The sequence below is a fragment of the Pedobacter sp. Bi126 genome, assembly GCF_918698245.1.
Classification (GTDB): domain Bacteria; phylum Bacteroidota; class Bacteroidia; order Sphingobacteriales; family Sphingobacteriaceae; genus Pedobacter.
The window spans coordinates 996,905-1,009,645 of sequence record NZ_CAKKMS010000001.1 but is presented as its reverse complement, the minus strand read 5'-3'; the positions used below and the strand labels follow the sequence as shown (position 1 = coordinate 1,009,645).

Below are 12,741 nucleotides of genomic sequence, written 5' to 3'. Positions count from 1 at the left end.
CTGTTAATTAATGTAATGTTTTAATAAATTTTGTATTGGTTCTTTAATAATGCTTTTAATTTTTATGTCGTATCTGCCCGCTACCAACCTTAACCGGTCTTCGAGCTCGGCACCTACCTTACCTACAATATGTATCTCCCGGTCGTTGTATTTTTCTGCCATCGGCAAAACATAAGTTTCGATATATTTTTCAAATCCTCCATCAATCAGCTTACGGATATATTCGTGTTTACTGTTTTGGGTAAAGAAATCGAAAAATGAGGTTAAAAATATATTTGCCTGTGGCTTATTGTAAATGCGTTCTAATATTTGAGGGCGGTCTAGATTGTAGGTTAATGTGAATTTAGTTTCAATGTCTTTTGGCATTTTAAGGCTCAAAAATTCCCTTAGGAGTATTTTTCCAAAGTAATTTGAAGAACCTTCGTCGCCTAAGATATAACCCAAACCAAAGTTATTGTTTATTGGCTTTTTTCCATCAAAGTAAGCGCAATGTGCACCACTGCCCAGCATGCCAACAATCCCTGGCTGATCATAGCAGGCGGCTTTGGCGGCACCGAATAAATCATTCTCCACAACAATTTTGCTGTATTTGAAAAATGATGCAAGGGTTTTTGCCAATTCCTCTTTTCTATCGGCTGATGATGCGCCGGCTGCAAAAAAATAAATTTTCTTTATGTTTTCTGCATTGTTAACCAAAGCAACTTTTTTGTTTAAAATCTGTAAGATCGTTTTGGGATCAACAAAGCAAGGGTTTAAGCCAGTAGTATTGCAATGTGCCACTACCTGTCCATTTTGTGTTATTTTCCAAAATGCTGTTTTCGATCCGCTATAAACAACTGCTATCATATTATATTGAAAGTACCTCTGTCATTTCCATTAAATCGGGCTCGAGTTTAAAAGAATGAGCGGTTAAAGCCTCTCTTATGCTGGTTAATTTTATTTCGTTTCCCTTTAAGCCTACCATTTGCTCCGTTTCGCCTGCAATTAACGCATTTACCGCGGCAAAACCTAAACGACTGCCCAAAATTCTGTCGAAACTGCTTGGGCTGCCACCACGTTGAAGGTGGCCAAGTATGGTTACTTTGGTATCGTAATGATCAAAAGTTTCTTTTACCTTTTTAGCAATATCGTAAGCGCCACCCTGTTTATGACCTTCAGCCACGATAACAATACTCGATGATTTTTTTGTAGCTGCGCCTAAGGCCAGTTTATTAATCAATTCGTTAACGCTGGTTTCCCTTTCAGGCAACAAAACAGCTTCGGCACCACTTGCAATCGAACTTCTTAATGCGATACACCCCGAATCGCGGCCCATTACTTCTATAAAGAACAAACGGTCATGCGCATCGGCAGTATCCCTGATTTTATCAATCGCTTCAATTACTGTATTAATAGCAGTATCGTAACCCAGGGTAAAATCAGATCCAACTAAGTCGTTATCAATTGTACCTGGTATACCGATTACCTTAACTCCAAAAGTTTCAGAAAAACGTTTCGCTCCGGTGAATGTTCCGTCGCCACCGATTACCACTAATCCGTCAATGCCGTTTTTCTTTAAGTTATTGTAGGCAATCTGTTGACCTTCGTCTGTTTTGAACTCTAAACAGCGTGCAGTTTTTAATATGGTACCGCCCAAGTGTAAAATATTACTTACAGAACGGGCGTCCATTGGTTTTATGTTGTCGGTAATTAAACCCTGGTAACCTTGCATTACACCAAACATGTTAATGCCATGGTAAATTCCGGTACGTACAACAGCTCTGATTGCAGCATTCATTCCTGGGGCATCGCCTCCAGAAGTTAATACAGCTATATTTTTTATATTTGGCTCCATCTTTATAACACGAATATAGTGTGTATTTTTTACACTAAGTAATTTATTTTATTTTTTTTACTTAATATTGAAAGTCATACCTTTATCTGCTTAAAATAACTAAATTTTACTTTGGAACAAATTTTACCTCATTTAGATTCTGTATTCTCGATAGATTGCGTTTTGTTTGGATTTGATGGTAAGGAATTAAAAATCCTACTGATCGAAAGGAATGAAGAACCGTTTAAAGATTGGTGGGCACTGCCCGGTAACATTGTTGGTCCTGATGAGAGTTTAGATCAATCAGCCTCCCGCATTTTGTACGAACTTACCGGTTTGCGCGGTATTTATATGGAGCAGTATTATGCTTTTGGCGATCCGCACAGGCACCCGCAAGGAAGGGTAATTACTTTGGCTTATTATGCTTTGATCCGTTTGGGCGGAGATAAAGAGCTACGCCCGATCAGTACTTATGCCAAACGGGCCAATTGGTTGCCCATTACCGATCTGCCTAAACTGGCTTTCGATCACCAGAAAATTTACGATAAAGGATTAGAAAAAATAAAACGCCGGATTAAACACCAGCCAATTGCTTTCGAACTCTTGCCAGAGAAATTTACCTTAACACAGTTGCAGCATGTTTATGAACTGGTTTTGGGTAAAAAACTCGATAAAAGGAACTTTAGAAAAAAGATTGTGAGTTTTGGTGTACTAAAAGAGCTTGACGAAAAACAGAAAGGTGTTTCTTATCGCGCGGCTACTTTGTACCGTTTTGATAAGCGTAAGTATGCGAAGCTTTTTGGTAAGGAGATTTCGTTCTAGCGGAACGCGTTAGGCGAGGAGCGGAGAGTTGAAAGAAAATAGAAAATAATTAAACCTGGTATATAAATAAAATCCCCGATCTGAAATTCAGATCGGGGATTTTTGTATAGTTGTAGTTTGACTCTGGACTAAGGACTCCAGACTTAGGACTGTGGACTAAGCCTTCGGCGCTAACTCGAGGTGATAATGTACCAGATCATCTATAGGTGAGCGGATAATCTTGCCCACGCCCATTTCGTAACGGTCGGCTACTATACTTAAAATATCACGGAAACTATAACCTACAGAACCCACACAGTTTAATTTGTGATCTTTGTAGTTAGGATAGTGGATTACCAAAGCTTCGAAAAATGCAGTAAAAGCATAGTCAATGGTAGCAAAGGCATAATCTTCGTAGTTATCTTTAAAATCGTATAAGAATTTACTAAAGCTTGCACAGAAACGGTTTGGCAGTGGCTTATTATAAATATTATCGAAAATATCTTCGTTGGTTAAAGCGTAGTTGTCATAAAAAGCTTCACGTAGCCCTTTCGGCATGTAACCTTTCATGTAATCGCTTAAAATGCGTTTACCGATGTACGAACCGCTACCTTCATCACCCAGGAAATACCCCAATGAATCGATGTTCATGGTAATTTCAGATCCATCATAAAGACATGAATTTGTACCCGTGCCTAAAATAGCAGCAAATCCTGGCTCGTTTCCAAGGAGTGCTCTAGATGAAGCAAGTAAATCATGGCCCACAAAAATGGTTGCATTGGTGAAGATCTGTTGCATGGCATCGGCCACAATCTTAACATTTGCAGGTGTAGAACAGCCGGCACCGTAGTAATAAACTGCTGTTAATTTCTCTCTTTCCAAGTGGTCTGGAAGAGACTCATTCAAAGACTTTACAATGTACTCTCCTTTTGAAAAATATGGATTGTAACCTTCGGTGTTAAAGTAAATTTTTCTGCCGGCCTCGTTAATCAAACACCAATTTGTTTTGGTAGATCCGCCGTCTGCAATTACTATCATTTTATTTATTTTTGGTTTTAGCACGATAAAAGTATAAAAAGTCTTATATTTTGTATCCTTTTTTTTAATAATTTTTTAACAATTTGTTGTTGTCGAAAATTAAGTGTGTAAAAAATACACTATATAGGGCGTTTAATCGCCGAAAAACCTTAAAATTATACCAGAAAGGGCATTGGTCTTTTTTTTAACCTCAACAATATTTTACAACCAGATAGCGAAATGAACAACAGATTTTTAGATTTCAGGAGTGATACGGTAACCAAACCTTCTGCCGGAATGTTAGATGCCATGATGAATGCAAAAGTGGGCGACGACGTTTTTGGTGAGGACGAAACGGTCCATGCGCTGGAGACAAAACTGGCTTCGACCTTTAATATGGAAGCCGGATTATTTTGCCCGTCAGGAACGATGACCAACCAGATTGCGATCAAGTGTTTTACCCAGCCCATGGATGAGGTGATCTGCGATCAGACCGCACATGTTTACCGCTATGAAATTGGAGGCATTGCCTATCACTCGGGCGCATCGGTAAGGTTGTTGCATGGCGAACGCGGAATTCTGACGCCAGAACTGATTGAACCCGAAATCAATGAAGATAACATCCACTATCCCAACTCAAGTTTGGTTGTTTTAGAAAATACAGTAAATAAAGGTGGCGGAAGCTGTTATACCTTATCACAGATTGCCCCGATCCATCACCTCTGTAATATAAAAGGATTAAAACTGCATTTAGACGGTGCGCGTATTTTTAATGCACTTATGGCAACAGGCGATGAGGCGGGCGAGTACGGGAAATATTTTGATGGGATTTCGGTCTGCCTATCCAAAGGACTTGGTGCACCAGTTGGCTCTGTGCTATTGGGCAGCAAGCAGATGATCCATAAAGCCCGGAAAATTAGAAAAGCTTTTGGTGGAGGCATGCGCCAGGCAGGTTTTTTGGCTGCTGCTGGCATTTATGCGCTCGATCATCACATAACACGCTTAAAAGACGATCATGCCCATGCGCAGGCTTTGGCAAATGCATTGGCCAGTGCAAAATATGTAAAATCGGTAATGCCCGTTGAGACCAATATTGTTATTTTTGAAGTAGAAAAAGGATCGGCAGAGAAAATTGTACACCAATTGAAAGAAAAAGGACTGCATTGCAATACCACCAGTGCCAGCACGATAAGGTTGGTTACCCATTTAGACCTTATCCCTGTAATGATTGATCAAGCTATTGAAATAATTTTGCACCTTTAAGGGGAAACTCATATTTTACCTCTATAATAAAATATCAAAAACAATATATGAAAACAATAAAGTTTTTAGGGATATTTTTGTTGGTTGCATTTTCAGCGAAGATTAACGCTCAAGAAGTTATTCAAACAAATTTTTTAGATCAAAGTGCAAAATATGATTTTTCGAATATATGGGTCAGGGATAGCATTTCCGACCTATATGTAGAGAATGAAAATGAAAATAAAAAAATTAAAACTCCAGAACCTATCGGCTTTATTGGAGATAATTACCAGAGATTTTATATTCATTTGATTTCTGTTGTAAAGGATATGGAAAATCCAAATGAATATTTTGCTTATGGAAAAACCAGGGTAAAAAATAATTTATGTGCCTTTCAGGGAAAAATTAAGATTACCAGTGCACAGTTCGGAAAAGAAAGCGATAATCCAAAATTTAAAGGGGGCAGTATTGTTGTTGATATTGTGTTTTTTGAAGATCAGAATTTAATTTCTTCAGGCACGATAAAGGGGAAAATGAAAACAGATTTTGTTCTAGATATAAAAGGAAATATGTTTTATGATTCTGTAAATTTTGTTGCAGATGGTTTTTCAAATAATACATTTGAAGGAATCTGGACAAGTTATAAAACTAAAGTTACTAAAAAATGTAACTGGGGGGATTTTAGAATCCCAAGCTGTGGCGATCTTGATATAGGTGCAGGTGAATTTAGTGTAAATGATAAATATCTTAAGAGTGGTTGGGAAACTTATAGATTAGCTTATGGTGGTAGCAATAATTCTGACTCGTACAAAATAGCCAAGAGAAAGGAATCTGAAAAGTGGTGGAAATAAATAATATGTCTAACAACTCCAAACCCCTAATTCCAATCTCCAAACTGCTTATCGCGAACCGTGGCGAAATCGCTTTGCGCATTATGCGCTCTGCGAAGGAAATGGGCATCAAAACAGTTGCTGTTTTTTCTGAAGCAGATCGTAATGCGTTGCATGTTCGTTATGCCGATGAAGCGGTTTGTATTGGGCCAGCTCCATCTAATCAAAGTTACCTGGTGGGTGAGAAGATTATCGAAGCATGTAAATTAACTGGTGCAGAGGCCATTCACCCAGGCTATGGTTTCTTGTCTGAAAATGCCGGTTTTGCGCAAAAAGTTGCCGATGCCGGACTTATCCTGGTTGGTCCTTCGCCGCAGGCCATGGAAATCATGGGTAACAAATTATCTGCAAAGGCAGCCGCTTTAAAATATAAGATCCCCATGGTGCCGGGAACGGAAGAAGCCATACAGGATGTAAGTGAGGCAAAACAACGCGCTATCGAAGTTGGTTTTCCGATTTTGATCAAAGCTGCTGCAGGCGGCGGGGGCAAGGGTATGCGTATTGTAGAGCGGGCTGAAGATTTTGAAGAACAGATGCAGCTTGCGGTAAGTGAGGCTACTTCGGCATTTGGCGATGGAGCCGTTTTTATTGAACGTTATGTTACCTCGCCGAGACACATCGAAATACAGGTTTTGGGCGATACCCATGGCAATATTGTTCATCTTTTTGAGCGTGAATGCTCTGTACAGCGCCGTCACCAAAAAGTAGTAGAAGAAGCGCCTTCATCGGTTTTAACCGAAGAAATCAGGTGGCAAATGGGTAAATGTGCAGTAGATGTAGCCCGTTCGGTAAATTATACAGGCGCAGGTACCGTTGAGTTTATTTTGGATGAGAACCTTGATTTCTTTTTCCTGGAAATGAATACCCGATTGCAGGTAGAACATCCGGTAACCGAATTAATTACAGGTATAGATCTGGTAAAAGAACAGCTAAAAATAGCCTCAGGCGAAAGACTTAGTTTTAAACAAGAGGACTTAAAAATCAGCGGGCATGCTATAGAACTTCGCGTTTATGCTGAAGACCCAACAAATAATTTCCTGCCTGATATTGGCACCTTGCAGACTTACAGCATACCTAAAGGCAATGGGGTAAGAGTTGATGATGGCTTTGAGCAGGGCATGGAAATCCCGATTTATTATGATCCGATGATTGCCAAACTGATCACTTATGGGAAAGATAGGAAAGAAGCGATTGAACGGATGGTGAGAGCAATTGAAGAATATGATATTACAGGGATAGAAACTACTTTGGGTTTTGGTAAATTTGTGATGCAGCACGAGGCTTTTAAAACAGGTAATTTCGATACGCATTTTGTAGGGAAATACTTTAAGCCAGAAAGCTTAAAGGTACAGGATGAAACAGAAGCCTTAATTGCTGCGGTAATTGCTGCAAAACTGTTTGATAAAAAGGAAGTGAAGTTGGGTGGTGCGGCAGTTAAAAATAGCTCTGATTGGAGAAAAAATAGATTGAAATATTAATAGTTTGCGTGATAATCATCGCGATAGGTCGTCATTTCGAGCGGAGTGTAGCGAAGCCGAGAACCACATAGTGCTCAGCGAAGCTAAATCTATTTAGATAGATCTCTCCATTTCACTGCGTTTCAGTCGAGATGACGCTCGTTTTACTAAAAACTGTCAATGGGAGCGAATGGAACGCAATAAGATGACGCCTCTTATGCAGGAATGATGCCCCAATATAAACAAATAAAAAATGTTCACAGGAATTATAGAAACACTTGGCGAAGTTACTGCCATTAAAAACGACCATACCAATATCCACTTTACCATAGCTTCTGCAATTAGCCATGAGCTGAAAATCGACCAAAGTGTAGCCCATAATGGGGTGTGCCTTACGGTGGTGGCCTTAAATGATGGAACACATACCGTTACCGCTATAGATGAAACGCTAAACAAAACCAATCTCGATGGTTTAAAAGTAGGCAGTAAAGTTAACCTCGAGCGCTGCATGCAGATGAATGCCCGTTTAGATGGTCATATTGTGCAGGGCCATGTAGACCAGACTGCTGTTTGCGTGAAACGTGAAGCGCTGGACGGTAGCTGGGAGTACCGCTTTAAATATGATGCTTCAGCCGGAAATGTAACCGTAGAAAAAGGTTCTGCCTGTGTAAATGGTATCAGCTTAACTGTTGTAAATTCTGAGCCAGACGAGTTTTCGGTATTTATCATTCCCTATACCTTCGAACATACTAATTTACAGGAAGTTGAAGTTGGCGATCCGGTAAATTTAGAATTCGATATCATCGGCAAATATGTTGCCCGGTTGATGAATCGATAAACCATATTTTTGTTGCTCGCTTGTTGTTTTTTTGTTTGATAAGTGATGCTTTATTAAATTATTGTCGTTGTGCTAACGCTTAATTTTTCATAACAGTACAGGATGGTTGGTTAAATAATATTTCTGATTATCGTACAGTTAAGATTAAAAAATTAACGCTAACCAATATGAACAGGAATTCCCGTACCTCAGGCGCAATAACTGCCCTTGCCTTATTGCTTTTATTTACAACGAATGTTTTAGCACAGAAAATTTCGGTAAAAGATTTAACCGTTGAGCATTTAGTAAATCCTTTTAGTATTGATAATCCAAAACCAAGATTTAGCTGGAAAATCATTTCGGATCTAAAAAATACTAAACAGCGCAATTACGAAATCAGACTGGGTACAACAGCAAATATTGATAAAGTTTTATGGAAGACTGCGGCAAATAATGATCAATCGGTATTGATTGCCTATGATGGCCCCGGATTATCCTCAAAAACCAGATATTACTGGCAGGTTAGGGTAAAAGATAACCACGGAAATGCATCTGCATGGTCGCCGGTTCAGTTTTTTCAAACAGGTTTAAAACCTGAAGACTGGAGTGCAAAGTGGATTTCGGTAGCAGGAAAAGATACTTCGCTGGCCAGTCCACTTTTCAGAAAAGAATTTAACCTGAAAAAAGAAGTAAAATCTGCCATGGCTTACATTACTGCCAAGGGTTTGTATGAGGCCAATATTAACGGCGGGCGAGTTAGCGATACTTATTTTGCACCAGGGTGGACAAGTTATAAAGACCATATTCAATATCAGGTTTACGATGTTAAACAATCGCTAAAGAAAGGGGCCAATGTAATTGGCGTTTCACTGGGCGATGGCTGGTACAAAGGGCGCATTGGCTTTAGTAATCAAAAACAATTTTATGGCGATACCAGGGCTTTATTGCTGCAACTGGAAGTGGAATATACTGATGGAACCACAGAGACTATTATAAGCGATAACAGTTGGAGAGCAGGTTATGGGCCAATACTGGCCTCCAATATTTATGACGGAGAAACCTACGATGCCCGTTTAGAGCGCCAAGGCTGGAATAATATTGGTTTTAAAGAAAACACTTCCTGGAAACCTGTGCGGGAACTCGCCTATGGTCCGGAAAGACTGGTTGGAATGAGCGGACCGCAGGTGACCAAACATGAAACGTTTAAGGCCTTAAAAATATTTAAGACCCCAAAAGGTGAAACCGTGGTTGATTTTGGACAGAACTTAGTGGGCTGGGTAATGTTAAAAGCAAAAGGTGCAGCAGGTACCAAAATTACCATTAGCCATGCTGAGGTATTAACCAAAGAAGGAAATTTTTATACCACAAATCTCCGGTCGGCCAAGCAACAGAACAATTATATTTTAAAAGGCGGAACCGAACAGGTATTTGAACCTCATTTTTCTTTTCAGGGATTTAGGTATGTCAAAATAGATGGATACCCCGGCGAACTGAAACTGGAAAACCTTACCGCTGTAGCTGTTTATTCAGATATGAAAACCAGCGGAAAATTCACCACTTCAAATCCTTTGCTAAACCAATTGCAGCATAACATTTCATGGGGACAGAAAGGGAATTTTGTTGATGTGCCTACAGATTGTCCGCAAAGGGACGAACGTTTGGGCTGGACAGGCGATGCACAGGCATTTGCCACAACGGCTGCATATAACATGGATGTATCGGGCTTTTTTACCAAATGGCTAAAAGATGTTTCTGCAGATCAGCTTCCTAATGGCAGTGTTCCTTTTGTAGTGCCAAATGTGCTGAACCAAAATGACGCAGGTTCTGCAGGTTGGGCCGATGTCGCCACTATCATCCCCTGGGATATGTATGTTTCTTACGGAGATAAAGGTATATTGGAAGCGCAATATGGCAGCATGAAAAAGTGGGTTGATTATATCTCTTCAGTGGCTAAAAATAACCTTTGGAATACTGGTTTCCATTTCGGCGATTGGTTGTTTTACCGTCCTAATGATGATAATGATGGCCGTGCCGCGGTAACAGACAAGTACATGATTGCCCAAACATTTTATGCGCATTCCACACAGTTGCTTATAAATGCAGCAAAGGTATTGGGCAAAACAGAGGATGTAACTAAATACAATGCATTATTGGAGCAGATTAAAGCGGCTTATATCAAAGAAAATATGACGCCGAATGGAAAGCTGATCTCTAACACCCAAACGGCGTATGTTTTGGCCTTACAGTTTGATATGTTGCCTGAAAACTTACGTGCGCAGGCTGCACAAAGATTGGTAGACAATGTAAAAGATTACGGAAACCACCTTACGACAGGTTTTTTGGGCACGCCGTACCTTTGTCATGTATTGAGCCGCTTTGGACACGAGGATGTAGCTTACGATCTGTTACTTCAAGAAAGTTACCCTTCGTGGTTATATCCGGTTAAAATGGGGGCAACCACCATCTGGGAGCGTTGGGACGGTATTAAACAAGATGGATCTTTCCAAACGGCTGATATGAATTCTTTTAACCATTATGCCTACGGAGCTATTGGCGATTGGATGTATAAAAATATTGCCGGCATTAATCCGGTATCAGCACAACCAGGTTACAAAGCTATTTTAATTACGCCGAGGCCTGGCGGGAAATTAACCAGCGCGTCAGCAGAGCTGGAGACGGTGTACGGCACTGTTAAATCAGCGTGGACGATGGCAGATGGTGTTTTTAAACTCGATGTAACTGTTCCTGCCAATGCAACCGCAACGGTAGTATTGCCGAAAATCGATAAAAAAGAAGAAATAGGCTCTGGTAGCTATCATTTTGAATATAAATATTAATCGCTTATAATTGCAGCTTCGTTAAAAGAGATTATATCACTATTTTAAATTTTCGAAGGGTCGTCATTCCCAACTTGATTGGGAATCTTAATGCAATTAGCTTTAAGATTCCCGCCTGCGCGGGAATGACGGTTTAGTCGAATATGATAAAGTCTCTATTAGATGCAGTAAAATAAATGTACAGTAAAGAAGAAGCAGCCCGCCTGCGCCAACAGTTTTGGATCAGTTTCGGGCAATATATGAAACCCGTCCCTTCAGCAAGCGGTTCTACCGTAAACTGGACAAATTACAAAACGGGTGTGAAGAATATCTTCTTTAAAATGGATGTTGATGGTAAAAAAGCCTTTATCAGCATTCAGCTGTCGCATCCCGATACCGATATCAGGCATCTCATTTTCGAACAGTTTGAAGAGTTTAAGCTCTTGTTTACCAATACCCTAAACGAAGAATGGGATTGGACTAAAGATGCAACCGATGATTTCGGTAAAACGGTATCACAGATTTCGATCAGCATTACTGGAGTGAGTATCTTTAATCAACAGCACTGGCCTACGTTAATCTCCTTTTTTAAACCGAGAATAATTGCCTTAGATGAATTTTGGGATAATGTAAAACCTGTTTTCGAGGATCTGGTTTAATCAGTAAGGTTTAGCTGTGCAATTCTATCCCTTGAAAATTTAATTTCTTCTTTATCATCGGTTAAGCTGGGCTTGCTTTTTAAATAAAGGTTATAATATTTAAGCGCATTTTTTTCCTGCTTTAAACGGGTATCGTAAAATACGGCCAAACGATAATATAAGGTGGCTGTTGCTTTGAATTGCAAACCTTTTTTATAGGCTGCGCTTGCCAAAGCCAATTGATTATTTTCTTCATAAACCAGTCCCAATAAGGAATAATAACTGGAAGTATTGGGCGAAATGGCCTCATCGATGGTTTTTCTCGTATATATAGCCGCCTGCGGATAATTTTTTAAAGCGCGGTAACTGAGTGATGTATAGTATAGTGTAGCCTCATTTTGCATCGCTGCTACTTCCAATTGTTTAAAAAGATCAATTGCCTTTTGGTACTTCTTTGTATAGTAATAAGCTTTTGCAACATCTTTTATCACCCCCGCATCAGCACCATCTTTCAACAGTTTCTCTCCCGATGCAATCACTTCGCTGTACTTTTTAAGCTGGTTGGCAATAGGAAGTTTAGCCCTTTGCAGCACCAGGTTATCACTATCGCCCTTAATGGCAATATTAAGTACATCATAAGCTTTTTCATATTGTTGATAAGCAGCATGCACCTCAGCCAGATCGGTAGCAACATCGCCCTCTATCGGATTGATCAGATTAGCCTTCATGAGGTAAATGAGTTTAAGTGAATCATCCTTTGGAGAACAATACAAATTAGCCAGCAGTTTATACACATTAAAATTATTGCTATCTATTTTTGCAATTTCACCATAGTAGAGCTTGGCTTTTTCAGTATTCCCCCTTTTGGTATTGATACTGCCGAGACTGAAAAGAATAGGCAGGTTTTGTGGCTGCAGCGTATAAGCTTTGGTGTAAAATTTTTCTGCGTCAACATTGTTACCAGCCATTAAAAAACAATAACCAATCTGGCTGAGGGTTTTGAAATCGTTCACTTCTTCTCCATAAATGCCTTTGAGGTATTGAGCAGCATCGGCATAACGCTGGGTCTGATAGAAATCGAAAAGTTTCTCCTTATCTACAACGCTGGCATTTTGTGCGTAACCGGCTAAACCTAAACCAAATAAGACCAATAGAATAAGGAGATTTTTCATAACGGATAATTTTAAACTAATTTATTAGTTGTTTTCGGTATTTCCAAATCTGTTTTGTTAAAAGATTGGCGAAATAAA

At 39.7% G+C, this 12,741-nt stretch carries 11 protein-coding genes; 7 read left to right on the top strand and 4 right to left on the bottom strand.

Annotated elements, in window-relative coordinates:
• Positions 1–3: 3 nt before the first annotated feature.
• A complete protein-coding gene (locus LQ201_RS04015; protein ID WP_230145453.1) occupies positions 4–846 on the bottom strand; it encodes a hypothetical protein in 843 nt (280 codons plus the stop codon).
• 1 nt (position 847) lies between these two features.
• Entirely contained in the window at positions 848–1,834 is a 987-nt protein-coding gene (pfkA, locus tag LQ201_RS04010) for a 6-phosphofructokinase (protein ID WP_108200905.1), read from the bottom strand.
• Between the two features lie 111 nt (positions 1,835–1,945).
• On the opposite strand from pfkA, the gene LQ201_RS04005 reads away from it, so the two are divergent.
• A complete protein-coding gene (locus LQ201_RS04005; RefSeq protein ID WP_051692040.1) occupies positions 1,946–2,635 on the top strand; it encodes an NUDIX domain-containing protein in 690 nt (229 codons plus the stop codon).
• Positions 2,636–2,791: 156 nt separating this feature from the next.
• On the opposite strand, the gene LQ201_RS04000 is transcribed toward LQ201_RS04005, so the two are convergent.
• Positions 2,792–3,652 carry an N-acetylglucosamine kinase gene (locus tag LQ201_RS04000; RefSeq protein ID WP_029280252.1) on the bottom strand — a complete coding sequence of 287 codons (861 nt, stop codon included), beginning with the start codon at positions 3,650–3,652 and terminating at the stop codon, positions 2,792–2,794.
• A gap of 219 nt (positions 3,653–3,871) precedes the next feature.
• On the opposite strand from LQ201_RS04000, the gene LQ201_RS03995 reads away from it, so the two are divergent.
• The 6 genes from LQ201_RS03995 to LQ201_RS03970 all read left to right on the top strand — a co-directional run bounded on the left by LQ201_RS03995 (position 3,872) and on the right by LQ201_RS03970 (position 11,512).
• A complete protein-coding gene (locus LQ201_RS03995; RefSeq protein WP_230145452.1) occupies positions 3,872–4,894 on the top strand; it encodes a low specificity L-threonine aldolase in 1,023 nt (340 codons plus the stop codon).
• Between the two features lie 47 nt (positions 4,895–4,941).
• Entirely contained in the window at positions 4,942–5,724 is a 783-nt protein-coding gene (locus tag LQ201_RS03990; protein WP_230145451.1) for a hypothetical protein, read from the top strand.
• 5 nt (positions 5,725–5,729) lie between these two features.
• The gene (gene accC, locus LQ201_RS03985) at positions 5,730–7,241 is read left to right on the top strand and encodes an acetyl-CoA carboxylase biotin carboxylase subunit (RefSeq protein ID WP_230145450.1); all 1,512 of its coding nucleotides are present in this window, start codon (positions 5,730–5,732) and stop codon (positions 7,239–7,241) included.
• 232 nt (positions 7,242–7,473) lie between these two features.
• Entirely contained in the window at positions 7,474–8,058 is a 585-nt protein-coding gene (locus tag LQ201_RS03980; RefSeq protein ID WP_230145449.1) for a riboflavin synthase, read from the top strand.
• Between the two features lie 167 nt (positions 8,059–8,225).
• Complete coding sequence (locus LQ201_RS03975) at positions 8,226–10,874, top strand: glycoside hydrolase family 78 protein (protein WP_230145448.1); 2,649 nt, start codon at positions 8,226–8,228, stop codon at positions 10,872–10,874.
• Between the two features lie 176 nt (positions 10,875–11,050).
• The gene (locus tag LQ201_RS03970) at positions 11,051–11,512 is read left to right on the top strand and encodes a DUF4268 domain-containing protein (protein ID WP_230145447.1); all 462 of its coding nucleotides are present in this window, start codon (positions 11,051–11,053) and stop codon (positions 11,510–11,512) included.
• On the opposite strand, the gene LQ201_RS03965 is transcribed toward LQ201_RS03970, so the two are convergent.
• On the bottom strand, positions 11,509–12,663 hold the full coding sequence (locus LQ201_RS03965; RefSeq protein ID WP_230145446.1) for a hypothetical protein: 1,155 nt from the start codon (positions 12,661–12,663) through the stop codon (positions 11,509–11,511). The genes LQ201_RS03970 and LQ201_RS03965 overlap by 4 nt on opposite strands.
• Between the last annotated feature and the right edge of the window lie 78 nt (positions 12,664–12,741).

What these genes read in the sequence shown, in the direction of transcription:
- LQ201_RS04015 (WP_230145453.1), bottom strand. Translation starts at nt 846, where the DNA reads ATGATAGCAGTTGTTTATAGCGGATCGAAAACAGCATTTTGGAAAATA.
- pfkA (WP_108200905.1), bottom strand. Translation starts at nt 1,834, where the DNA reads ATGGAGCCAAATATAAAAAATATAGCTGTATTAACTTCTGGAGGCGAT.
- LQ201_RS04000 (WP_029280252.1), bottom strand. Translation starts at nt 3,652, where the DNA reads ATGATAGTAATTGCAGACGGCGGATCTACCAAAACAAATTGGTGTTTG.
- LQ201_RS03995 (WP_230145452.1), top strand. Translation starts at nt 3,872, where the DNA reads ATGAACAACAGATTTTTAGATTTCAGGAGTGATACGGTAACCAAACCT.
- LQ201_RS03990 (WP_230145451.1), top strand. Translation starts at nt 4,942, where the DNA reads ATGAAAACAATAAAGTTTTTAGGGATATTTTTGTTGGTTGCATTTTCA.
- accC (WP_230145450.1), top strand. Translation starts at nt 5,730, where the DNA reads ATGTCTAACAACTCCAAACCCCTAATTCCAATCTCCAAACTGCTTATC.
- LQ201_RS03980 (WP_230145449.1), top strand. Translation starts at nt 7,474, where the DNA reads ATGTTCACAGGAATTATAGAAACACTTGGCGAAGTTACTGCCATTAAA.
- LQ201_RS03975 (WP_230145448.1), top strand. Translation starts at nt 8,226, where the DNA reads ATGAACAGGAATTCCCGTACCTCAGGCGCAATAACTGCCCTTGCCTTA.
- LQ201_RS03970 (WP_230145447.1), top strand. Translation starts at nt 11,051, where the DNA reads ATGTACAGTAAAGAAGAAGCAGCCCGCCTGCGCCAACAGTTTTGGATC.
- LQ201_RS03965 (WP_230145446.1), bottom strand. Translation starts at nt 12,663, where the DNA reads ATGAAAAATCTCCTTATTCTATTGGTCTTATTTGGTTTAGGTTTAGCC.